At 41.9% G+C, this 24,962-nt stretch carries 20 protein-coding genes and 1 tRNA gene; all 21 read left to right on the top strand.

The annotated features are described in order from the left end of the window. Nucleotides 1-2: 2 nt before the first annotated feature. Nucleotides 3-1,670 carry a DNA repair protein RecN gene (gene recN, locus HMPREF1518_RS07855; RefSeq protein WP_033585373.1) on the top strand — a complete coding sequence of 556 codons (1,668 nt, stop codon included), beginning with the start codon at nt 3-5 and terminating at the stop codon, nt 1,668-1,670. After that, on the top strand, nt 1,671-2,399 hold the full coding sequence (locus tag HMPREF1518_RS07850) for a metallophosphoesterase family protein (RefSeq protein ID WP_033585371.1): 729 nt from the start codon (nt 1,671-1,673) through the stop codon (nt 2,397-2,399). Between the two features lie 78 nt (nt 2,400-2,477). Then, nucleotides 2,478-4,301, top strand: a complete 1,824-nt coding sequence (gene lepA, locus HMPREF1518_RS07845) for a translation elongation factor 4 (protein ID WP_033585370.1) — start codon at nt 2,478-2,480, stop codon at nt 4,299-4,301. A gap of 144 nt (nt 4,302-4,445) precedes the next feature. Continuing rightward, on the top strand, nt 4,446-5,069 hold the full coding sequence (locus tag HMPREF1518_RS07840; protein WP_033585368.1) for a hypothetical protein: 624 nt from the start codon (nt 4,446-4,448) through the stop codon (nt 5,067-5,069). 80 nt (nt 5,070-5,149) lie between these two features. Then, complete coding sequence (gene dprA / locus HMPREF1518_RS07835; RefSeq protein ID WP_033585367.1) at nt 5,150-5,998, top strand: DNA-processing protein DprA; 849 nt, start codon at nt 5,150-5,152, stop codon at nt 5,996-5,998. 116 nt (nt 5,999-6,114) lie between these two features. Further along, complete coding sequence (gene topA / locus HMPREF1518_RS07830) at nt 6,115-8,202, top strand: type I DNA topoisomerase (protein WP_033585366.1); 2,088 nt, start codon at nt 6,115-6,117, stop codon at nt 8,200-8,202. A 106-nt stretch (nt 8,203-8,308) separates the two neighbouring features. After that, nucleotides 8,309-8,668, top strand: coding sequence for a YbaN family protein (locus HMPREF1518_RS07825; RefSeq protein ID WP_001220358.1), 360 nt, complete (start codon nt 8,309-8,311; stop codon nt 8,666-8,668). 93 nt (nt 8,669-8,761) lie between these two features. Next, a complete protein-coding gene (locus HMPREF1518_RS07820; RefSeq protein ID WP_033585362.1) occupies nt 8,762-9,394 on the top strand; it encodes a copper homeostasis protein CutC in 633 nt (210 codons plus the stop codon). 43 nt (nt 9,395-9,437) lie between these two features. Beyond that, the gene (locus HMPREF1518_RS07815; protein WP_033585360.1) at nt 9,438-10,094 is read left to right on the top strand and encodes an MmcQ/YjbR family DNA-binding protein; all 657 of its coding nucleotides are present in this window, start codon (nt 9,438-9,440) and stop codon (nt 10,092-10,094) included. Nucleotides 10,095-10,408: 314 nt separating this feature from the next. Then, on the top strand, nt 10,409-11,971 hold the full coding sequence (locus HMPREF1518_RS07810) for a 2-isopropylmalate synthase (protein WP_033585358.1): 1,563 nt from the start codon (nt 10,409-10,411) through the stop codon (nt 11,969-11,971). A gap of 11 nt (nt 11,972-11,982) precedes the next feature. Then, on the top strand, nt 11,983-13,020 hold the full coding sequence (gene leuB / locus HMPREF1518_RS07805) for a 3-isopropylmalate dehydrogenase (RefSeq protein ID WP_033585356.1): 1,038 nt from the start codon (nt 11,983-11,985) through the stop codon (nt 13,018-13,020). Continuing rightward, nucleotides 13,017-13,286 (top strand): DUF1294 domain-containing protein, encoded by a 270-nt coding sequence (locus HMPREF1518_RS07800; RefSeq protein WP_033585355.1) that lies wholly within the window; start codon nt 13,017-13,019, stop codon nt 13,284-13,286. Before leuB ends, HMPREF1518_RS07800 begins: the two co-directional genes overlap by 4 nt. 3 nt (nt 13,287-13,289) lie before the next feature. Continuing rightward, nucleotides 13,290-14,672 carry a 3-isopropylmalate dehydratase large subunit gene (gene leuC / locus HMPREF1518_RS07795; RefSeq protein WP_000907571.1) on the top strand — a complete coding sequence of 461 codons (1,383 nt, stop codon included), beginning with the start codon at nt 13,290-13,292 and terminating at the stop codon, nt 14,670-14,672. A 9-nt stretch (nt 14,673-14,681) separates the two neighbouring features. Beyond that, nucleotides 14,682-15,275 carry a 3-isopropylmalate dehydratase small subunit gene (gene leuD, locus HMPREF1518_RS07790; RefSeq protein WP_033585353.1) on the top strand — a complete coding sequence of 198 codons (594 nt, stop codon included), beginning with the start codon at nt 14,682-14,684 and terminating at the stop codon, nt 15,273-15,275. Between the two features lie 26 nt (nt 15,276-15,301). Then, complete coding sequence (locus tag HMPREF1518_RS07785) at nt 15,302-16,081, top strand: L-threonylcarbamoyladenylate synthase (RefSeq protein ID WP_000160498.1); 780 nt, start codon at nt 15,302-15,304, stop codon at nt 16,079-16,081. 137 nt (nt 16,082-16,218) lie between these two features. Beyond that, nucleotides 16,219-17,865: an AAA family ATPase gene (locus HMPREF1518_RS07780; protein ID WP_231458944.1), complete on the top strand. Its 1,647-nt coding sequence runs from the start codon at nt 16,219-16,221 to the stop codon at nt 17,863-17,865. Next, a complete protein-coding gene (locus tag HMPREF1518_RS07775; RefSeq protein ID WP_033585406.1) occupies nt 17,849-19,153 on the top strand; it encodes an McrC family protein in 1,305 nt (434 codons plus the stop codon). Before HMPREF1518_RS07780 ends, HMPREF1518_RS07775 begins: the two co-directional genes overlap by 17 nt. Before the next feature lie 172 nt (nt 19,154-19,325). Further along, complete coding sequence (guaC, locus tag HMPREF1518_RS07770) at nt 19,326-20,312, top strand: GMP reductase (RefSeq protein ID WP_033585352.1); 987 nt, start codon at nt 19,326-19,328, stop codon at nt 20,310-20,312. Between the two features lie 67 nt (nt 20,313-20,379). Next, nucleotides 20,380-20,451: transfer RNA gene (locus HMPREF1518_RS07765), tRNA-Arg, on the top strand. Nucleotides 20,452-20,633: 182 nt separating this feature from the next. Beyond that, nucleotides 20,634-21,332: a ribonuclease III gene (gene rnc / locus HMPREF1518_RS07760; RefSeq protein ID WP_033585349.1), complete on the top strand. Its 699-nt coding sequence runs from the start codon at nt 20,634-20,636 to the stop codon at nt 21,330-21,332. Continuing rightward, on the top strand, nt 21,323-24,862 hold the full coding sequence (gene smc, locus HMPREF1518_RS07755; RefSeq protein WP_033585348.1) for a chromosome segregation protein SMC: 3,540 nt from the start codon (nt 21,323-21,325) through the stop codon (nt 24,860-24,862). The genes rnc and smc overlap by 10 nt, the downstream gene beginning before the upstream one ends. Nucleotides 24,863-24,962 lie beyond the last annotated feature (100 nt).

The following is a 24,962-nucleotide window of genomic DNA, read 5'->3' as shown; positions in this document are numbered from 1 at the left end:
GTATGTTACTTGAAATTTCGATAAAAAACTTTGCCATTATTGAGGCGATTTCCCTCAATTTTGAAAAGGGTATGACTGTTTTAACCGGGGAAACGGGTGCTGGAAAGTCTATTATTATCGACGCTATGAATCTCATGTTGGGGGCTCGTGCAACGACAGACGTTATTCGTCATGGTGCGCCAAAGGCGGAGATAGAGGGGCTTTTCTCGGTTGAAAATAGTCGCCTTTTACAGGAACTTTTTGAAGAGCAAGGTTTGGAAATGGGCGATGAGATCATCATCCGCCGGGAAATTTTACAAAACGGTCGTAGTGTTAGTCGTGTGAATGGTCAGATGGTCAATCTTTCTGTCTTGCGTGCTATTGGGCAACACCTTGTGGATATCCATGGTCAGCATGACCAAGAGGAGTTAATGCGTCCTCAACTGCACATCCAGATGTTGGATGAGTTTGGTGATGCTGCTTTCTTGGAGCTGAAGGAGACCTATCAGACGAGCTTTGATGCCTATCGCAAAATGCGCAAGCAGGTTTTGGAAGTCAAGAAAAACCAACAAGAACATAAGGCTCGTATTGAGATGTTGGAATTTCAAATGGCAGAGATTGAGGCAGCAAACTTGCAGGCTGGTGAAGACTTGGCTCTCAACCAAGAACGAGATAAACTCCTCAATCATAAAAATATTGCGGATACGCTAACCAATGCCTACACTATGTTGGACAATGAGGAATTCTCCAGTCTTGCTAATGTCCGTTCAGCAATGAATGACATGGAAAGTGTCGAAGAGTATGACCCTGAATACCGTGAAATTTCAAGTTCTCTATCAGAAACCTACTATGTTTTAGAAGATATTACCAAGCGTTTGGAAGATATTATTGAGGACTTGGATTTTGATGGCAATCGCCTCATGCAGGTTGAAAATCGCTTAGACCTTATAAATACTATTACCCGCAAGTACGGTGGAACTGTGGACGATGTTTTGCTTTATTTTGCCAAGATTACGGATGAGTACAATCTCTTGACAGGTAATAACCTTTCTTCTGAAGACATGGAAGCAGAGCTCAAGAAATTGGAAGTTAATCTTGTTGATTTGGCAGGGCAGCTTGCATCAGCTCGCCATGACTTGGCCCAGCAGCTTGAGGCAGAGATTAAACAAGAACTGCAAGATCTCTATATGGAGAAAGCACAATTCCAGGTTCGCTTTAGCAAGGGCAAATTTAGTCGTGAGGGGAATGAAACGGTCGAGTTTTTCATTTCTACCAACCCAGGTGAAGACTTTAAACCCTTGGTCAAGGTTGCATCTGGTGGGGAATTGTCTCGTCTCATGCTAGCCATCAAGTCTGCTTTTTCTCGTAAGGAAAGCAAGACTAGTATTGTCTTTGATGAGGTGGATACTGGAGTTTCAGGTCGTGTTGCTCAAGCTATTGCTCAGAAGATTCACAAGATTGGCCAACATGGTCAGGTTTTAGCTATTTCTCATCTTCCACAAGTGATTGCCATTGCGGATTATCAATTCTTCATTGAGAAGATTAGCGATGAGCACTCAACGGTGTCAACTGTTCGACTCTTGACTTTAGAAGAACGAGTAGAGGAAGTTGCTAAGATGTTAGCAGGAGAGAATGTAACCCAAGCAGCCCTTACCCAAGCGAGAGAATTATTGCAAACGAGGGAGAAATAAATGACAGACTATTACGTAATTGGAGATGTCCATGGAAAAGCAGGTATGCTGGAAGACCTTCTCAAAACATGGGACGGTCACACCCAGTTGCTCTTTCTGGGGGATTTGATTGACCGAGGTGAAGACAGTCGCCGTGTTCTAGAAATGGTCAAAGACTTGGTCGACAATCAAGGGGCTATCTGTCTATCAGGAAACCACGAGTATATGTTTCTGACTTGGCTCGATGACCCAGAAGAAAGCTATGACCATTATCGTCGCAATGGTGGAGATACAACTATTAACTCTATTTTAGGTCGTCCCTTGGATGCACCAGTTGATGGCGTAGAAGATGCCAAGCGTGTTGCGACTGAAGCGGCTGACTTGGTCGAATTTATTCGTCAAATGCCATTTGTAGTAGAGACAGACAAGTATATCTTTGTTCATGCGGGTATTGATTTGACCTTGGATGATTGGCATGAAACGACTGATTACAAGAAAGTCTGGCTCAGAAAGCCATTCCACGAAGCCGAAAATCATACTGGGAAAATGATTGTCTTTGGGCATACACCGGTTTATGGTTTGCTCAAGCAAGACCGAGGTACAGCTGAGCTTTGGATAACAGAGGATGGCAAGATTGGTATGGATGGAGGAGCTGTCTATGGTGGTGTCCTTCATGGTATTGTCTTTACAGACCAAGGAATGACAGAACACCACTTTATCGAAAATGATGGCTTTATTGCCGAAGATTAGTACTCCTTACAGGGTATGGTCTTGTCAAAATGTTAAAAACAATTTATAATTAATAGATACCCTGAAAGGAAGAGCAGCATGAACTTAGAAGAATTAAAGAAACGACAGGAGAAGATCCGGAACTTTTCTATTATCGCCCATATTGACCACGGGAAGTCAACGCTGGCAGACCGCATTTTGGAAAAGACGGAGACGGTTTCTAGTCGTGAAATGCAAGCCCAGCTTCTGGATAGTATGGACCTAGAACGAGAGCGGGGAATTACCATTAAACTCAATGCCATTGAGCTCAATTATACTGCAAAAGATGGTGAGACCTATATTTTTCACTTGATAGACACACCTGGGCATGTGGACTTTACCTATGAAGTGTCACGTTCGCTCGCTGCCTGTGAAGGGGCGATTTTAGTAGTTGACGCTGCACAAGGAATTGAGGCACAAACTCTTGCCAACGTTTATCTAGCATTGGACAATGATTTGGAAATTCTGCCAGTCATTAACAAGATTGACCTACCAGCAGCCGATCCAGAGCGTGTGCGTACAGAGATTGAGGATGTCATCGGACTGGATGCCAGCGAAGCGGTCTTGGCTTCAGCCAAAGCTGGTATTGGTATTGAAGAAATTCTTGAGCAAATCGTAGAGAAAGTTCCCGCTCCAACTGGCGATGTTTCAGCTCCATTAAAAGCCTTGATTTTCGACTCGGTCTATGATGCCTACCGCGGGGTTATTCTCCAAGTTCGTGTCATGGATGGGATAGTCAAACCTGGCGATAAGATTCAGCTCATGAGCAATGGCAAGACCTTTGATGTCACTGAGGTAGGAATTTTTACACCGAAAGCAGTAGGGCGTGATTTCCTAGCGACTGGTGACGTTGGTTATATTGCGGCTTCCATCAAGACAGTTCAAGACACGCGTGTCGGAGATACAGTGACCCTAGCAAGCAATCCTGCCGCAGAACCATTGGATGGCTATAAGCAGATGAACCCTATGGTCTTTGCAGGACTTTACCCAATCGAGTCAAATAAATACAATGACCTTCGTGAAGCCCTTGAAAAATTGCAGCTCAACGATGCCAGTCTGCAGTTTGAACCAGAAACATCGCAGGCGCTGGGATTTGGTTTCCGTTGTGGATTCCTTGGACTTCTCCATATGGATGTTATCCAAGAGCGTTTAGAGCGTGAGTTCAACATTGACCTCATCATGACAGCTCCGTCTGTTATCTATAAGGTTAACCAAACTGACGGTGAGTCTATGGATGTCTCTAACCCATCAGAGTTTCCAGACCCAACCAAGATTGCGACTATTGAAGAACCGTATGTTAAGGCGCAAATCATGGTACCACAGGAGTTTGTCGGAGCAGTTATGGAATTAGCTCAACGCAAACGTGGGGACTTTGTGACCATGGACTATATTGATGACAATCGTGTCAATGTTATCTATCAAATTCCACTTGCTGAAATCGTCTTTGACTTCTTTGATAAGCTTAAGTCTTCGACGCGTGGTTATGCAAGCTTTGACTATGAATTGTCAGAGTACCGTCCATCTAAGCTGGTCAAAATGGACATTCTTCTCAATGGAGACAAAGTTGATGCCCTTAGCTTTATCGTTCACAAGGACTTTGCCTACGAACGTGGGAAACTCATCGTTGATAAGCTCAAGAAAATCATCCCTCGCCAACAATTTGAAGTGCCGATTCAAGCAGCTATTGGACACAAAATTGTGGCTCGTACGGATATCAAGGCCCTTCGTAAAAACGTACTTGCCAAGTGTTATGGTGGTGACGTTTCTCGTAAGCGTAAACTTCTTGAAAAACAAAAAGCTGGTAAGAAACGCATGAAAGCTATCGGATCAGTAGAAGTCCCACAAGAAGCCTTCCTTAGCGTCTTAAGCATGGATGAAGAATAGAAATAGAAAACAAAACTCTTGAAGATTTTTCAAGAGTTTTTTCTTTAAATGAGAGTGATAAAATCGGAAACTAACAGAATTGATTAGGTTAAAATTTGACAGAAGTCCTTATTTTTCTTATAATGCAGATGGAAAGGTGGTAGGATGAAAAAATTATTAATTTTAGGTACTGTAGTTACTGCTAGTATTTTTCTAGCTTCATGCTCCAATAAATCACAAACAGCAACCGAAGAAAGTACGACTGCGGTTGTTAGTTCTTCTAGCAGTCAGGAAACGAGTGGCTCTAGCTCTGCCGTTTCTGAATCGAAAAAGGAAGAGACTCAAATCATCGGCTCGAATGAGTATGGTTTTGTCAAGGTACCCAAATCATGGGTTCGATTCCATGAAGTAGAAGGTGGAAATGATATACAGTATAGTGATGGAACAGATATCAACATTGTTACGCTGAATACCTTCAAGGCTGAGCAATTTAATATCAGCGAAGAAGAATATGCTAAACTGGATGTTGTGACTGTCTCGTCTAGTATTTTAACTTCCAAAGAACAAAGCTCTGATTTCAGTAAGGTTTGGGGCTCCAAATCGACCATTGGAGGTTATGAAGCCTATGTTGTCAATGCAATTGCTAAGTCAGGGGAATACCTCGTTACTTGGGTTTTCCGATCAAATGATGGTAAAATCCGCTATGTTTCACTTGAAGGGGATGGAGAAACTTTAAAAACAATCTTACCGATGGTTGAAAGTAGCTGGTCAACTACTAAATCTGAATAAATGAAAAAAAGAAGATCCTTGGTCTTCTTTTTATTTTTTTACGAATAGATAGATGAGTAGAAAAAGAAATGGAGTTGTATATGAAGATCACAAACTATGAGATTTACAAATTGAGAAAAGCTGGGCTGACAAATCAACAAATTTTAACTGTTCTTGAATACGATGAGACTGTAGATCAGGAGCTCTTGCTAGGTGATATTGCAGAACTATCGGGGTGTCGTAATCCTGCTGTCTTTATAGAACGCTATTTCCAGATAGATGATGCACAGTTGGAGAAGGAGTTCCAAAAATTTCCATCCTTCTCGATTCTTGATGACTGTTATCCTTGGGATCTGAGTGAGATTTATGATGCTCCAGTGCTCTTGTTTTATAAAGGAAATCTGGACTTGTTGAAGTTTCCAAAGGTTGCTGTTGTAGGGAGCCGTTCATGTTCTAGTCAGGGAGCAAAGTCGGTTCAGAAAGTCATTCAAGGTTTGGAAAACGAGTTAATTGTGGTCAGTGGGTTAGCCAAAGGGATTGATACAGCTGCCCATATGGCTGCACTCCAGAATGGAGGAAGAACAATTGCTGTCATTGGAACTGGATTGGATGTTTTCTATCCCCGAGCCAATAAACGTTTGCAGGAACACATTGGCAATCACCATTTGGTACTTAGCGAATACGGACCTGGTGAAGAACCCTTGAAATTTCACTTTCCAGCTCGTAATCGAATCATAGCAGGACTATGTCGAGGGGTCATTGTAGCAGAGGCAAGGATGCGTTCTGGTAGTCTTATTACTTGTGAGCGAGCTATGGAAGAAGGGCGTGATGTTTTTGCCATTCCAGGAAACATTTTAGATGGCCATTCAGATGGCTGTCACCACCTGATCCAAGAGGGAGCAAAACTGATTTCCAGTGGTCAAGATGTGTTGGCTGAGTTTGAATTTTAAGGAGAAATTGATTATTCAGATAAACTTTTCTTCTATATATAGGACTTAGGTCTTGACAGCTATAGAAAAATGGTTTACACTTTATAAAGTTTATTACTTTGAAAAGGTGTGATAGTGTGGCTACGGCAACAAAGAAGAAAAAATCAACAGTTAAAAAAAATCTAGTCATTGTAGAGTCTCCTGCTAAGGCGAAAACGATTGAAAAATATCTAGGCAGAAATTACAAGGTTTTAGCAAGTGTCGGGCATATCCGTGATTTGAAAAAATCCAGTATGTCGGTCGACATTGAAAACAACTATGAACCGCAGTATATCAATATCCGTGGAAAAGGTCCTCTCATTAATGACTTGAAAAAAGAAGCTAAAAAGGCCAATAAAGTCTTTCTTGCGAGTGACCCGGACCGTGAAGGAGAAGCAATTTCCTGGCATTTAGCTCATATCCTTGATTTGGATGAGAATGATGCCAACCGTGTAGTCTTTAATGAAATCACCAAGGACGCAGTAAAAAATGCCTTTAAAGAACCTCGTAAGATTGATATGGACTTGGTCGACGCCCAACAAGCTCGTCGAGTCTTAGACCGCTTGGTAGGGTATTCGATTTCGCCTATTTTGTGGAAAAAGGTCAAGAAGGGCTTATCAGCAGGACGCGTGCAGTCTGTTGCCCTTAAGCTCATCATTGACCGTGAAAATGAAATCAATGCCTTTCAACCAGAAGAATACTGGACAATTGATGGTGTTTTTAAGAAGGGTACCAAGCAATTTCAGGCTTCTTTCTATGGTATGAATGGCAAAAAGATGAAATTGACCACCAATGAAGAGGTCAAAGAAGTCTTGTCCCATTTGACTAGCAAAGATTTCACAGTAGACCAGGTAGATAAGAAAGAACGCAAACGCAATGCACCCCTACCTTATACGACTTCAACCATGCAAATGGATGCGGCTAACAAAATTAATTTCCGTACTCGGAAGACCATGATAGTTGCCCAACAGCTTTATGAAGGGATTAATATCGGTACAGGCGTGCAAGGTCTGATTACCTATATGCGTACAGACTCGACTCGTATCAGTCCTGTGGCTCAGAATGAAGCGGCAAGCTACATCAACGATCGTTTTGGTAGCAAGTATTCCAAGCATGGTAGCAAGGTCAAGAATGCCTCAGGAGCTCAAGATGCTCACGAAGCCATTCGTCCATCTAGTGTCTTTAACACACCTGAAAGCATCGCTAAGTACTTGGACAAAGACCAGCTCAAGCTCTATACCCTTATCTGGAACCGTTTTGTAGCGAGCCAGATGACGGGAGCTATCTTTGATACCATGGCTGTCAAGCTCTCTCAAAATGGAGTCCAATTCGCGGCAAATGGTAGTCAAGTTAAGTTTGATGGTTATCTTGCTATCTACAATGACTCAGATAAGAACAAGATGTTGCCAGATATGGAAGTAGGAGATGTGGTCAAGCAGGTCAATAGCAAGCCAGAACAACATTTCACCCAACCGCCAGCTCGCTATTCGGAAGCGACGCTTATTAAGACTTTGGAAGAAAATGGAGTTGGGCGTCCGTCAACCTACGCTCCGACCATTGAAACTATCCAAAAACGTTACTACGTTCGTCTGGCTGCTAAACGTTTTGAACCGACAGAACTGGGAGAAATTGTTAATAAGCTCATCGTTGAATATTTCCCAGACATCGTAAATGTGACCTTTACAGCTGAAATGGAAGGAAAACTGGATGATGTCGAGGTTGGAAAAGAACAGTGGCAACGTGTTATTGACGAATTTTACAAACCATTCTCCAAAGATGTAGCCAAGGCTGAAGCTGAAATGGAAAAAATTCAGATCAAGGATGAGCCAGCTGGATTTGACTGTGAGGTCTGTGGTAGTCCAATGGTGATTAAGCTAGGCCGTTTTGGTAAATTCTATGCATGTAGCAATTTCCCAGACTGCCGTCACACACAAGCGATTGTCAAAGAGATTGGAGTCGAGTGTCCAAGTTGTCATCAAGGACAAATCATCGAACGCAAAACCAAGCGCAATCGTATCTTCTATGGTTGCAATCGTTACCCAGAATGTGAATTTACTTCCTGGGATAAACCAGTTGGACGTGATTGTCCAAAATGTGGTCACTTCCTTATGGAGAAGAAAGTCCGTGGTGGTGGTAAACAGATTGTGTGTAGTAATGGCGACTACGAAGAAGAGAAAATTAAATAAAACGAAGTGTCCTGAAAATAAATTTCAGGCTCTTTTTACTTGAAGCTTGACAAATTTCCTCACTTTGTGGGAAACTAGTATAAGATTATTTCAATTAGGAGAAGACATGCGTATTATTTACCTCAGTATTGGTTTTATTTCTTTAGCCTTGGCTCTTGTTGGGGTTGTCTTGCCCCTCTTGCCAACAACGCCCTTTCTTTTGTTAGCTATCGCTTGCTTTTCAAAATCTTCTAAGCGTTTTGAAGACTGGCTTTATCATACAAAGCTTTATCAGACCTATGTAGCTGACTTTCGGGAAACCAAGTCAATAGCGCGTGAACGCAAGAAAAAAATCATCGTATCTATCTATATCTTGATGGGGATTTCCATTTATTTTGCCCCTCTTTTGCCAGTCAAAATTGGTCTGGGTGCCTTGACTATCTTTATCACCTACTATCTCTTTAAAGTCATTCCAGACAAAGAATAGATAAAAATAGTAGTTATTTGCCTTGATAAAAATGAAAGCATATTTAAAATAATATGATATAATAAATTCAAAGAAAACATCAAGGAGAATCAAATGATTTACGAATTTTGTGCTGAAAATGTGACCTTGCTTGAAAAAGCGATGCAGGCTGGAGCTCGTCGAATCGAACTCTGTGATAATTTAGCTGTTGGCGGGACAACACCAAGCTATGGAGTAACCAAGGCAGCGGTTAAATTGGCAGCTAACTACGATACGACCATCATGACCATGATTCGTCCACGTGGTGGCGACTTTGTTTATCAGGATCTGGAAATTGCCATCATGCTAGAAGACATTCGTTTGACTGCTCAAACAGGTAGCCAAGGGGTTGTCTTTGGTGCTCTAACTGCTGATAAGAAATTGGATAAGGCTAATCTTGAAAAATTAATCGCCGCATCAAAAGGAATGGAAATTGTCTTCCACATGGCCTTTGATGAATTGAGTGATGAAGATCAGTTGGAAGCCATTGACTGGCTCAGCCAAGCTGGTGTCACTCGTATCTTAACTCGTGCTGGTGTGTCTGGTGACTCGCTAGACAAGCGTTTCGCTCATTATCACAGAATTTTGGAACATGCAAAAGGTAAAATTGAAATTTTACCAGGTGGGGGGATTGACTTGGACAACCGTCAAACCTTTATCGACCAGCTAGGTGTGACACAATTGCATGGAACTAAGGTTGTCTTTTAAAAAATAGAAAGGAACTGCTAGCTTTTGGTAGCAGTTTTCACTTATGTTTGAAATTTTTAACTCCTATCAGTTTAATAAAGAAAAAGCTCATGCCTATGGTTTTATAGAAAATGGAGAAGTCTGGACCAATAGTTGCCAGATTTTGCAGGGTGACTTTATCATGACAGTCTCCATCACTACTGATAATGTGAGTTTTCAGGTCTTTGATAAGGAGACTGGTGACCTCTATCCTCAAGTCCACATGGAAAGCATGAGGGGAAGTTTTGTCGGAAGTGTCCGTGAGGCTTGTTTGGAGATTCTTTACCAGATTCGGAAGGCTTGCTTTGATGTACAGGATTTTATCTGTCCTCAGACTAAGCGTATCATGGCTCAAGTTCAGGAAAAGTATGCTAATCAGTTGGAGTATCTTTGGGAGAAATCGCCTGATACAGCTGTATTACGCCATGAAGGTAATCAAAAATGGTATGCTGTTTTAATGAGAATTCCTTGGGATAAGCTGGAAAAGGGGAGAGAAGGGCTAGTCGAAGCAGTCAACCTCAAACACGACCAAGTAGCGGATTTACTTTCAAAAAGGGGCATTTATCCAGCCTTTCATATGAACAAACGCTACTGGATTAGTCTTACTCTTGATGATAGTTTATCTGATGATGACGTTCTAGATTTGCTAGAAATCAGTTGGAATTTGACTTTGAAAAAGTAAGGAAATTCCCTTGTGTTTTCAAATACTTTCAATTAGCAAAATATTCTTTACTGAAGAAATTTTCAGAAAATATTGGATTTTTTCTTGACAAGAGATTTTTCCTATGCTAAAATACTTAACAAGACATCAAACGAAGGAGAAAGTCAAACATGAAAACAGCTAAGTTTAATCAATTTGCTTTGTTGTTGAGGTACTCGGGCTAGTGCAAAAGCATTAGTCCTGTTTGGCTTACCAAGCGGGAGTAAATCAACATCTCGCTTGGGTTTCTGAGCGAGATGTTTTTTTAAAACCATATTTGGAAAAGGGGAAATCTTATGCGAACAGTTGAATTTCTAGATACCAGCCTTCGAGATGGAGAGCAGACACCTGGCGTTAACTTTTCAATCAAGGAAAAAATTGCCATTGCAAGGCAGCTGGAGAAGTGGGGCATTTCAGCCATCGAAGCTGGTTTTCCAGCTGCTAGCCCAGACTCATTTAAGGCAGTTCAGGAGATTGCTAAAGTCTTGAAAAAAACAGCGGTGACTGGTCTAGCACGTTCGGTCAAGTCTGATATTGATGCTTGTTACGAGGCGCTAAAGGATGCCAAGTATCCACAGGTCCATGTCTTTATCGCTACCAGTCCGATTCACCGCAAGTATAAGCTAAATAAGAGCAAGGAAGAGATTTTAGAAGCTATTAAGGAGCATGTTTCTTATGCGCGTTCTAAGTTTGAAATCGTTGAATTCTCTCCTGAAGATGCGACTAGAACAGAGTTGGATTTCCTCTTGCAAGTCGTTCAAACAGCAGTCGATGCAGGGGCGTCTTATATCAATATCCCAGACACAGTAGGATTTACCACGCCAGAAGAATACGGTGCTATCTTCAAATATTTGATTGAGAATGTCAAGACCGATCGTCAGATTATCTATTCACCTCACTGTCATGATGACCTCGGAATGGCAGTGGCTACCAGCCTTTCTGCTGTCAAGAACGGTGCAGGACGTGTCGAAGGAACCATCAACGGTATTGGGGAGCGAGCTGGGAATGCTGCGCTTGAAGAAATTGCAGTGGCGCTCAATATTCGCCAAGATTACTATCAGGCAGAAACCAGTATTGTCCTAAATGAGACCATCAATACGTCTGAAATGGTTTCTCGCTTCTCTGGTATTCCAGTTCCTAAAAACAAGGCTGTGGTTGGTGGTAATGCCTTTTCTCACGAGTCTGGTATTCACCAAGATGGAGTCCTTAAAAATCCTCTCACTTATGAGATCATCACACCTGAATTGGTCGGTGTCAAGAGTAATAGCCTTCCACTTGGTAAATTGTCTGGTCGCCATGCCTTTGTTGAGAAACTAAGAGAATTGGCTCTAGACTTTACAGAAGAGGATATCAAACCACTCTTCGCTAAGTTCAAGGCACTGGCGGACAAGAAACAAGAAATCACAGATGCAGATATTCGAGCTCTGGTAGCTGGAACCATGGTTGAAAATCCAGAAGGCTTCCACTTTGATGATTTGCAACTTCAAACCCATGCAGACAATGAAATTGAAGCGCTCGTTAGCCTAGCCAATATGGATGGTGAGAAAGTCGAATTCAATGCGACAGGACAAGGTTCCGTTGAAGCAATCTTTAACGCTATCGATAAGTTCTTTAACCAATCTGTCCGCTTGGTGTCCTATACCATTAATGCTGTGACAGATGGAATTGATGCTCAAGCTCGTGTCTTGGTTACTGTTGAAAACAGAGATACAGAAACCATCTTTAACGCAGCAGGTCTTGATTTCGATGTATTGAAGGCTTCGGCTATTGCTTATATCAATGCCAATACTTTTGTTCAAAAAGAGAATGCAGGTGAGATGGGGCATAGCGTTTCCTACCGAGACATGCCTAGTGTGTAAAGGAGAAGGCTATGACAAAGAAAATAGTAGCTCTAGCAGGGGATGGAATCGGTCCAGAAATCATGGAAGCTGGTTTAGCGGTTCTGGAAGCTCTAGCTTCAAAAACAGGATTTGACTATGAGATAGATAGACGACCTTTTGGAGGTGCAGGTATTGATGCTGCGGGGCATCCCTTACCTGATGAAACCCTCAAGGCATGTAGAGAAGCAGATGCTATTCTCCTTGCGGCTATCGGTAGTCCCCAGTATGATGGGGCGGCAATTCGGCCTGAACAAGGCTTGCTGGCTCTCCGTAAGGAACTCAATCTCTATGCCAATATTCGGCCTGTAAAAATCTTTGATAGTCTCAAGCATTTATCACCACTTAAACTAGAACGAATTGCTGGTGTAGACTTTGTCGTGGTACGTGAGTTGACAGGTGGTATCTACTTTGGGGATCATATCCTTGAAGAGCGAAAAGCGCGTGATATCAACGACTACAGCTACGAAGAAGTAGAGCGGATTATTCGCAAGGCATTTGAAATTGCAAGAAATCGGAGAAAAATCGTTACTAGTATCGATAAGCAAAATGTTCTAGCAACATCAAAACTTTGGCGGAGAGTAGCTGAGGAAGTTGCGCAAGATTTTCCAGATGTAACCTTGGAACACCAGTTGGTGGACTCAGCTGCTATGCTTATGATTACCAATCCTGCTAAGTTTGATGTCATCGTAACGGAGAATCTTTTCGGAGATATCTTATCTGATGAATCAAGCGTTCTATCAGGCACTCTTGGTGTTATGCCATCAGCCAGTCATTCTGAAAAGGGGTCAAGTCTTTATGAGCCTATTCACGGTTCGGCACCTGATATTGCAGGTCAAGGAATTGCTAATCCTATCTCTATGATTTTGTCAGTTGCCATGATGCTGAGAGACAGCTTTGGACGTTATGAGGATGCGGAGCGTATCGAGCGTGCTGTTGAAGCTAGTTTAGCGGCTGGCATTTTAACAAGAGATATTGGAGGACAGGCTTCTACTAAGGAGATGACAGAAGCCATCATTGAAAGATTATGAAGATGAATGAAGGAATCACGCTTGCCCTCTTGATTTGGAATTTGCTGATTTTATTGATTTATGGCATTGACAAATCCAAGGCAAGAAGAGGTGCTTGGCGCGTCCAAGAGAAAATCTTACTCATTTTAGCCTTTACTTGTGGTGGTTTTGGTGCCTGGTTGGCAGGAATCATCTTTCACCACAAGACTAGAAAATGGTATTTCAAAACAGTTTGGTTTCTCGGGATGGTGACCACACTAGTAGCCTTATATTTTATTTGGAGGTAATGGATGGCAGGAAAATCGATTTTTGATAAATTATGGGACCGTCATGTCATCACAGGAGAAGAAGGGCAGCCCCAACTCATGTATGTGGACCAGCACTATATTCATGAAGTGACTAGTCCCCAAGCTTTTCAAGGATTACGAGATGCAGGCCGCAGATTGAGACGACCAGACTTGACATTTGGGACCTTTGACCACAATGTACCAACGGTCAATATCTACGATATTCGAGATGTCATTTCCAAGGCTCAAATTGATAAGCTAGCAGAAAATGTTGAGGAGTTTGGGATTGAACATGCTGCCCATGGTTCTGAAAAGCAGGGAATCGTTCACATGGTAGGTCCAGAAACAGGACGGACGCAACCAGGAAAATTCATCGTCTGTGGAGATAGCCACACAGCTACTCACGGAGCTTTCGGAGCTATCGCTTTTGGGATTGGGACCAGTGAGGTCGAGCATGTCTTTGCTACCCAGACACTCTGGCAAGTTAAACCCAAGAAAATGCTGGTAGAATTCACTGGTGTTCCTCAAAAAGGAGTTTATTCTAAGGATTACATTCTCGCCTTGATTGCCAAGTACGGCGTTGCTTGTGGTGTTGGCTATGTAGTTGAATATCGTGGGCAAGCGATTGATGCACTGACCATGGAAGAGAGGATGACCATCTGCAATATGTCCATCGAGTTTGGCTCCAAGATGGGAATTATGAATCCAGACCAGACTACCTATGACTATCTCAAGGGACGGGAATGCGTTCCCGAAGCTTTCGAGGAGGCGGTTGCTGACTGGAAGACGCTTGTCAGCGATGATGATGCTGTCTATGATAAGGTTATCCGGATGGATGTCTCAGACTTGGCTCCTATGGTGACCTGGGGAACCAATCCTGCTATGGGCGTCGACTTTGACAGTAGTTTTCCAGAAATTAAGGATATGAATGATGAACGAGCTTATCATTACATGAACTTGGAGCCTGGTCAAAAGCCAGCGGATATTGAACTAGGCTATATCTTTATCGGGTCTTGTACCAATGCTCGGCTCAGTGACTTGCAACTGGCTGCTCGATTTGTCAAAGGGAAGAAAATAGCTCCCAACTTAACGGCTATCGTAGTCCCAGGCTCTCGTCCTGTCAAACGAGCTGCTGAGAAGTTGGGCTTGGATAAAGTATTCTTAGACGCTGGCTTTGAGTGGCGAGACCCTGGTTGCTCAATGTGCCTAGGGATGAATCCTGACAAGGTCCCTGATGGGGTCCACTGTGCCTCAACCAGTAACCGCAACTTTGAAGACAGACAAGGATTTGGTGCTAAAACCCATCTCTGCAGTCCAGCTATGGCAGCGGCGGCAGCTATTGCAGGGCGTTTCGTAGATGTTCGGCAAATGCCAGAGGCCCAGTAAGGAGAGGATATGGAGAAATTTACAGTTTATACGGGAACGACCGTTCCTCTCATGAATGATAACATCGACACCGACCAAATACTCCCCAAGCAGTTTCTCAAGTTAATTGATAAAAAGGGCTTTGGTAAGTATCTCATGTATGCTTGGCGTTATCTGGACGATAACTACGCAGAGGATCCAGACTTTGTTTTTAACCAACCTGAATATCGTAAAGCCAGCATCCTCATCTCGGGGGATAACTTTGGGGCGGGGTCTTCGAGGGAACACGCAGCTTGGGCTCTAGCCGACTATGGTTTTAAGGTCGTGATTGCAGGATCTTTCGGGGACATTCATTACAATAATGAACTCAATAATGGCATGTTGCCTATTGTTCAGCCTAGGGAGGTTAGAGAAAAGCTAGCCCAACTCAAACCGATCGACCAGGTAACTGTGGACTTGGAACAACAAAAAATCATCTCACCAGTCGGAGAATTCACTTTTGAAATCGATAGTGAATGGAAACACAAGCTTTTAAATGGTTTGGATGATATCGGTATTACTTTGCAGTATGAAGACTTGATTGCTGCCTATGAAAAACAACGTCCAGCCTACTGGCAGGAATAGAAAAATAGAAAAGGAAATATAGAACTATGACAAAACACATTCAATGGAACGGAACACTTTCACAAGAAGGCTATGACATTTTAAAAGGTGAGGGCGGTTGTATCGTTTGCCCTACAAAAGTTGGTTACATCATTATGACCAGTGACAAGGCAGGACTTGAGCGTAAGTTCGCAGCCAAAGAGCGTAACCGTAACAAACCAGGTGTTGTCCTCTGCGGTAGCATGGACGAGCTACGAGCTTTAGCACAACTCAACCCAGAAATTGAAGCCTTCTACCAAAAACATTGGGATGAAGACATTCTCCTCGGTTGTATCCTTCCTTGGAAACCAGAAGCTTTTGAAAAACTCAAAGCATACGGTGATGGCCGTGAAGAACTCATGACTGACGTTCGTGGTACTAGCTGTTTTGTCATCAAGTTTGGTAAAGCTGGTGAACAGTTGGCTGCTAAACTTTGGGAAGAAGGCAAGATGGTCTACGCCTCATCAGCCAACCCATCTGGAAAAGGAAATCGTGGTAAGGTGGAAGGTATCGGAGAACGTATCGAAGGAGCAGTGGACCTTGTCATCGAAGCAGATGACTACGTTGCTTCTATCCAACCGGACAAAACAATCGAAACTCGCTACGAGCAAGGTGTGATGGTCTCTATGGTCGATAAAGACGGCAAACTCATCCCAGAACAAGGTGGAGCACGTTCAACCTCACCAGCACCAGTTGTTATCCGTAAAGGGCTTGACATTGATAAAATCATGATGCACCTGTCAGATACCTTTAACTCATGGGACTACCGTCAGGGAGAGTATTACTAAGATAAAAAAAGAAGTCTAGTGTTAAGAGTCATTGAAGCTCCTAACGCTGGGCTTTTTATTTAATTTCTTGCTTTGCTTATTTAATAGTGTTATTATGTAAAAAGGTATTATATGTTAATGTGAAAATGGAGGAATTTATGTCGAATATAAGAGTCTGGAAAATTTCAGTTGGCGGAACCAATAACACAAAATTGCATGAGAAATCTTTTAAGGATAATGTTCTATATATCGGATTTAATAATATAGAAGAAAAAAATTATCCTTATAATGGGGAAGAAAGACCTAGAAAACAAGAGAATCAAGTAGCACTCCTTCAACATGGAGTCAGTATAGGAGATTTAGTAGTAGTTCCTAGGAGGAATCTACGGGCTTCTTTTTTGGCTAAAATAATTGGTCCTTATCAATATGTTGAAGATAGTGAGTTTGAAGTGTTTCCGAGACGATTTGAAATCATACCGATTAGTAAATTTGGTGATTTCCAGTTAAATTCTCTTGAAACTAAGAAATGGGACAATACAACAGTATCAGCATTACCATATTCAAGTCTTGATGAGTTATATGTGGATTTTAATATTGAAAAAGATAAGATTTCAGATGTTCAAAACGAGGAAAACGCATCAGAAAATATCAACGAGTATAAGAATATCTTATTACAATCCAAAAACCTCATCCTCCGTGGTGCTCCTGGCACAGGAAAAACTTATCTTGCTAAAGAAATTGCTAAAGAATTAACGGGTGGCAACGAAGACCAAATCGGATTTGTACAATTTCATCCATCCTATGATTATACTGATTTTGTAGAGGGGTTGAGACCGGTATCAAATGGGGATGGAGCTATTGAGTTTAAATTGCAAGATGGTATTTTTAAGCAGTTTTGCCAGAAGGCTAAAGAAGCTCAGAAGACTGGAGGTCAAGATAATTTTGATGAAGCTTGGGCTAAGCTAACGGATGCTATCAATGAAAAGCAAGGACAATACTTCTTCCCTCGTAGTTCTGTTCCAGCTAGTTTAAATAGCCAAGGGAATGTGAAGTTTGATTCTCCTGTTGCTACCAAAGAAAAAGTGTATCTTTTGTACAAGGGTGAAGATACTAATTTAAAGTACGAAACTTATCAAAACATTGTTTTGGATCACATGAAAGAAAGTTATGGATTATGTGATTATGTATCTCCAACGATTGACACAGACAAGAAATTCGTCTTCATCATCGATGAAATCAATCGTGGGGAGATTTCTAAGATTTTTGGTGAACTCTTTTTCTCTATCGACCCTGGCTATCGTGGTGAAAAGGGAAGTGTTTCTACCCAATATGCTAATTTACATGAGACTGATGAGAAATTTTATATCCCTGAAAATGTCTATATCATCGGAACAATGAATGATATTGACCGTTCAGTAGATACCTTTGATTTTGCTATGCGTCGTCGTTTCCGTTTTGTTGAAGTTACTGCTGAAAGCCAGTTATACATTCTAGATAAGAAACTAGATGGACATGAGGAAGAAGCGAAAAAACGTTTAAGAAACTTGAACGCTGCTATCAAAAACGTTCAGGAGTTAAACAGTCATTATCATATCGGACCAAGTTATTTCCATAATTTAAAAGAATTGGATTATGATTTTGAATTACTCTGGTCTGATTACCTCAAACCACTTTTAGAAGATTACTTACGGGGCTCTTATGAGGAGGCTGAAACTCTGGATACATTGAAAAAAGCATTTGATCTGACAAATAACGAGCAAACAGATCAGCAAGAGACTGGTGATAATGATGCGGATAACCGATAATCAGCATAGAATTGCTAAAGAAGACTTTGTCGCAGAATATCCCAAACTAAGTCAAGCCCTTCTTGATAGAACACTGGATAACCTTTCTAAAGAGAACAGTATCTTTATTTTCCCAAATGATTTGAAGCATTCTCCTGATTTGGATAAAGACCAAAAGATTTTTGAAACTGTCAATCAGGAAATTAAGACAGGAAACGTGATTGGTTTTCTTGGATATGGTCAGGAAAGATTAACGATTGCCTCTCGTTTTTCTGATGAAAGTAATGACCATTTTTTGCATTATCTCTTACAAAAGGTTCTCAATATCAATCTGACTAGTTTGGATGTCGGTCTATCTCCAGAGGATAAACTCTATCAACTCTTGATTTACCTATTTCCCAAGTATCTGCAAGCTGCTCTCAGAAAAGGTCTTTATAAGGAATACCAGAGATTTTTCTATAACGATAGTCATGTAAAGGGTGTACTAGATGTTGGAAATCATCTGAAAAAAAATCTCCCTTTTACGGGAAATATTGCCTATATAACTAGAGAGTTCACCTATGATAATCCACTCATGCAGTTGATTCGGCATACGATTGAGTACATAAAGAATCAGAAAAGTTTCGGAGTTCTGCTCGATAGCAATCGTGAAAATATGACAGAAATTACTCGTGTAACCTCATCTTATAAACTAGCTGATCGTGCCAAGATTATCAGAATGAATAAAATCAAACCCATCCGACACGCCTATTTTAGAGAGTATAGAAAATTACAGGAACTCTGCTTGATGATTCTGAGTAGAGAAAAGCATGGTCTTGGACCTCAAGCCCAAAAGGTACATGGTATTCTCTTTGATGTTGCCTGGCTTTGGGAAGAGTATGTTTACAGTTTGTTGCCAAAAGGTTTCATCCATCCACGAAATAAAGATAAGACGGACGGAATTTCAGTATTTTCTGTTGGGAAACGAAAAGTATATCCAGATTTTTATGACAGAGAACGAAAGATTGTTCTAGATGCAAAATATAAGAAACTGGAGTTCACTGAAAAAGGGATTAACCGTGAGGACTTGTTCCAATTGATTTCCTATTCTTATATCTTAAAATCTGAGAAAGCTGGACTGATTTTTCCTAGTATGGAGCAGTCAGTAAATAGTGAAATAGGAAAACTAGCTGGCTATGGAGCTCAATTGAAGAAGTGGTCTATCCAAATCCCTCAGAATGCCTCATCCTATAGTGCATTTTGTAAAATGATGGAAAATTCGGAAGAAAATTTTAAAGCGATTATTGATGAAGAAGTGGGGAGAAAATAGTCTCTTCACTTTTTTGCTATTTATATAAGCAATTCCCGAACAATATAATTTGATTGTTAAAAATATTTGACAAAAACTGTACTTTAGTTTATAATGAATCAAGGAAACGTCAGAAAAGACGTAGGGGTGCGCAAGCATAGGTAGGTCATTATAAAAGAAACGAGACATCGATATGTTAAATGAATTTCCAATTTTTGATTATGAAGATATTCAGTTGATCCCTAATAAATGTGTGATTAAAAGCCGTTCAGAAGCGGATACAAGTATTACGTTTGGAAAATACACTTTTAAACTACCTGTTGTGCCAGCAAATATGCAGACGATTTTGGATGAGAACGTAGCAGAGCAACTTGCTAAAGGCGGTTACTTTTACATTATGCATCGTTTTGATGAGGCTGGGCGCATTCCTTTTATCAAACGCATGCACGATCAAGGGCTCATTGCTTCCATTTCTGTCGGTGTCAAGGATTACGAGTATGACTTTGTTAGCCGACTCAAGGCTGATGCTCCTGAGTATATCACGATTGACATTGCCCATGGTCATGCGGATAGCGTGATTTCTATGATTCAACATATCAAGAAAGAATTGCCAGATACTTTTGTCATTGCTGGTAACGTAGGAACACCAGAAGCTGTTCGTGAATTGGAAAATGCCGGTGCGGATGCTACTAAGGTTGGAATAGGTCCTGGTAAGGTTTGTATCACAAAGGTAAAGACAGGTTTTGGTACAGGTGGTTGGCAGTTGGCTGCCCTACGCTGGTGTGCAAAGGCTGCGCGTAAACCGATCATCGCTGATGGTGGGATTCGTACTCATGGCGATATTGCTAAGTCTATCCGTTTCGGTGCCAGCATGGTCATGATTGGTTCCCTATTTGCAGGACATATCGAAAGCCCAGGAAAGACGATTGAAGTCGATGGCGAACAGTTCAAAGAATACTATGGTTCAGCTTCTCAATACCAAAAAGGAGCATATAAAAATGTGGAAGGCAAGCGCATCTTACTGCCTGCTAAAGGGCACTTGCAAGACACCCTTACTGAGATGGAGCAGGACTTGCAAAGTGCTATTTCCTACGCAGGTGGACGCAGGCTTGCTGACCTTAAACACGTTGATTATGTTATCGTGAAAAACTCTATCTGGAACGGGGATGCTTCCCACTAATGGATGGTTAGTCTACCCATAAAAAACTTGTTATTAGAGCAAATTTCTGTTATAATAAAGCAAGTTTCCACCCTTAGTGTAATGGATATCACGTAAGATTCCGGTTCTTGAGATGGGGGTTCGATTCCCTCAGGGTGGATGTAAATAGCCCAAGAAAGCCTTAAATAAGGCTTTTTCTTTATCTCGCCCCAAATTTGCCCCTAAAATTAAAAATTTTATTCTAAAAAATGCTCAAATCCCCTCTAGTCCCGTTTTAAAGTGACTCAGGGGGCTTTTTTTGATATAATAAAAGAGACTGTTATCAGTTAGAAAGAGGTTGGTATGAAAGAATTACAAACTGTACTAAAGAAGCGTTTTACAATCGAATTTGCAGATAAAAAACTACTAGAAACGGCCTTTACTCATACGAGTTATGCCAATGAGCACCGCCTCTTAAAAATTTCACACAATGAGCGCTTGGAATTTTTAGGAGACGCTGTTCTGCAATTATTGATTTCAGAATATCTGTATAAAAAATATCCTAAGAAACCAGAGGGAGATTTGTCCAAACTACGTGCTATGATTGTCCGTGAGGAGAGTTTGGCTGGTTTTGCGCGTGATTGCCAGTTTGATCAGTTTATCAAGCTAGGAAAAGGAGAAGAAAAGTCTGGTGGTCGCAATCGTGACACCATTCTTGGTGATGCCTTTGAAGCCTTTCTGGGTGCTTTGCTTTTAGACAAGGATGTTGCTAGGGTAAAAGAGTTCATCTATCAAGTCATGATTCCCAAGGTTGAAGCAGGTGACTTTGAAATGATTAAGGATTACAAGACACACCTGCAAGAGCTGCTCCAGGTTAATGGCGATGTGGATATTCGCTACCAGGTGACCTCTGAGACGGGGCCTGCCCATGACAAGGTTTTTGATGTAGAAGTTCTGGTTGAGGGCAAAAGTATCGGAAAAGGTCAAGGCCGTTCTAAAAAATTGGCAGAACAAGAGGCCGCCAAAAATGCAGTTGAGAAAGGGCTGGATTCATGTATTTAAAGGAGATTGAGATTCAGGGATTCAAGTCCTTTGCTGACAAGACTAAGGTCGTATTTGACCAAGGCGTGACAGCTGTCGTTGGGCCCAATGGTTCTGGAAAGTCAAATATCACAGAAAGTTTGCGATGGGCCTTGGGAGAGTCCAGTATCAAGAGCCTTCGTGGTGGTAAGATGCCCGACGTTATCTTTGCTGGAACAGAAAGTCGCAAACCACTCAATTATGCCTCTGTTATCGTGACCTTGGACAATGAAGATGGCTTTATCAAGGATGCAGGGCAAGTCATTAAGGTAGAACGCCATATCTATCGTAGTGGAGATAGCGAGTATCGAATTGATGGCAAGAAGGTTCGCTTGCGTGATATTCATGACCTCTTCTTGGATACCGGTTTGGGTCGTGATTCCTTCTCCATCATCTCTCAAGGGAAGGTTGAGGAGATTTTTAATTCCAAGCCCGAAGAACGCCGTGCTATTTTTGAAGAAGCTGCGGGTGTTCTGAAATACAAGACTCGTCGAAAAGAAACAGAAAGCAAACTGCAACAAACTCAAGACAATCTCGACCGCTTAGAGGACATTATCTATGAGTTGGACAATCAAATCAAGCCCCTTGCAAAACAAGCCGAGAATGCGCGCAAGTTTCTCGACTTGGATGGTCAACGCAAGGCGATTTACTTGGATGTACTGGTTGCTCAAATCAAGGAAAACAAGGCTGAACTAGAGCTGACAGAAGAAGAGCTAACGCAGGTTCAGGAACTCTTGACCAGTTATTACCAAAAGCGTGAAGAATTAGAAGAGGAAAATCAAAGCCTTAAAAAGAAACGTCAGGATCTCCAAGCTGAAATGGCCAAGGATCAAGGAAGTTTGATGGATTTGACTAGTTTGATCAGTGACTTAGAGCGAAAACTAGCCCTATCAAAACTGGAATCCGAGCAAGTAGCCCTCAATCAACAAGAGGCTCAAGCCCGTTTGGCGACTTTGGAAGATAAGAGAAAGGCTCTAAGTAAGGAAAAGGCTGAAAAAGAAGCGAACTTGGAACAGTTAGAGGAAAGTCTAGCTGAAAACAATAAGGAACTAAATCGTTTAGAAGCGGAGTTGTTGGCATTTTCAGATGATCCTGACCAAATGATCGAGCTCCTGCGTGAACGTTTTGTTGCGCTTTTACAAGAAGAAGCGGATGTCTCAAACCAACTGACCCGCATCGAGAATGAGTTGGAAAACAGCCGTCAGCTGTCTCAAAAACAAGCAGACCAACTTGAGAAACTGAAAGAACAACTGGCTACAGCTAAAGAAAAGGCCAGTCAACAGCAGGCTGAGCTTGAAACTGCCAAGGAGCAGGTTCAGAAATTATTGGCTGACTACCAAGCTAGTGTCAAGGAGCAAGAGGAGCAGAAAGTTTCTTTCCAAGCCCAGCAGAGCCAACTCTTTGACCGTCTAGACAGTCTCAAAAACAAGCAGGCTCGAGCCCAAAGTTTAGAGAATATCCTTAGAAATCATAGTAATTTTTATGCGGGCGTTAAGAGTGTTCTCCAAGAAAAAGACCGCCTTGGTGGGATCGTTGGTGCAGTCAGTGAACATTTGACTTTTGATGTGCATTATCAAACTGCCCTAGAAATTGCGCTTGGAGCTAGCAGTCAACATATCATCGTAGAAGATGAAAACGCGGCAACCAAGGCGATTGATTTCCTCAAACGCAACAGAGCTGGTCGTGCAACCTTTCTTCCATTGACGACTATCAAGGCTCGTACCATTTCTAGTCAGAATCAAGATGCTATCGCAGCAAGTCCAGGATTTCTGGGCATGGCAGATGAGTTGGTGTCGTTTGATAAGAGACTAGAAGCCATTTTCAAAAACTTGCTTGCTACGACAGCAATTTTTGATACTGTAGAACATGCGCGTGCCGCAGCTCGTCAAGTTCGCTATCAGGTTCGTATGGTGACACTGGATGGGACAGAGTTGCGTACAGGTGGTTCCTACGCGGGTGGTGCCAATCGTCAAAACAACAGTATCTTCATCAAGCCAGAGCTGGAGCAATTACAAAAAGAAATTGCTGAAGAAGAAGCTGACTTACGGTCAGAAGAAGCGACTTTGAAGACCTTGCAAGATGAGATGGTAGTATTAACAGAAAGATTAGAAGCTATCAAATCTCAGGGTGAGCAAGCTCGTATTCAGGAGCAAGGTTTGTATCTTGCTTATCAACAAACCAATCAGCAGGTCGAAGAACTGGAAACGCTTTGGAAACTTCAAGAAGAGGAATTAAATCGCCTTACTGAAGGAGATTGGCAAGCGGATAAGGAAAAATGCCAAGAGCGCCTTGCTACTATCGCCAGTGAAAAGCAAAATCTGGAAGCTGAGATTGAAGAGATTAAGTCTAACAAAAACGCTATTCAAGAACGCTATCAAAACTTGCAGGAACAAGTAGCGCAAGCACGCTTGCTTAAGTCCGAACTGCAAGGACAAAAGCGGTATGAAGTGACTGATATTGAACGCTTAGGTAAGGAATTAGATAACCTCAATCTTGAACAAGAAGAAATCCAGCGTCTCCTCCAAGAAAAGGTTGATAATCTTGAGAAGGTTGATACGGATTTGCTAAGTCAGCAGGTGGAAGAGGCCAAAACTCAGAAAACAAATCTCCAACAAGGTTTGATTCGCAAGCAGTTTGAGTTGGATGATATCGAGGGTCAGCTGGATGATATTGCCAGCCATTTGGATCAGGCTCGCCAGCAGAACGAAGAGTGGATTCGCAAGCAAACACGTGCTGAAGCTAAGAAGGAAAAGGTCAGCGAACGCTTGCGCTATCTACAAGCTCAATTAACTGACCAGTACCAGATTAGCTACAATGAGGCTCTAGAAAAGGCTCATGAACTGGAAAATCTCAATCTGGCGGAGCAAGAGGTTAAGGATTTGGAGGAGGCTATTCGCTCACTGGGTCCTGTCAACTTGGACGCTATTGACCAGTATGAAGAAGTTCACAACCGTCTGGATTTTCTCAATAGCCAACGTGATGATATTTTGTCTGCGAAAAATCTACTCCTTGAGACCATTACAGAGATGAATGATGAGGTTAAGGAACGCTTCAAATCCACTTTTGAAGCTATTCGTGAGTCCTTTAAAGTGACCTTTAGACAGATGTTTGGCGGTGGTCAGGCAGATTTGATATTGACTGAGGGCGATCTTTTAACAGCTGGTGTGGAGATTTCTGTCCAACCACCAGGTAAGAAAATCCAATCTCTCAACCTCATGAGTGGTGGTGAGAAAGCCCTTTCTGCTCTTGCCTTGTTGTTCTCTATCATTCGAGTCAAGACCATTCCTTTCGTTATCTTGGACGAGGTAGAGGCGGCGCTGGATGAAGCTAATGTTAAACGTTTTGGGGATTACCTCAATCGCTTTGACAAGGATAGTCAGTTCATCGTCGTAACCCACCGTAAGGGGACGATGGCGGCAGCGGATTCTATCTATGGAGTTACCATGCAAGAATCAGGTGTTTCTAAGATTGTTTCGGTTAAGTTAAAAGATTTGGAAGAAACAGTAGACTAGTTAACAAACGATAGCATCTCTTAGGAGGTGCTATTTTTTAAAACTAAAGCCCTAAATTTTCTCTTACGGTCAGTTCAGGCGCAAAAAACGACATTTGGGA

Origin of the sequence: Streptococcus sp. SR1, assembly GCF_000526075.1 — a bacterium.
Lineage (GTDB): Bacteria > Bacillota > Bacilli > Lactobacillales > Streptococcaceae > Streptococcus > Streptococcus halitosis.
Note: the sequence above shows the minus strand (reverse complement) of the source record. Positions and strands in the feature narration are given on the sequence as shown.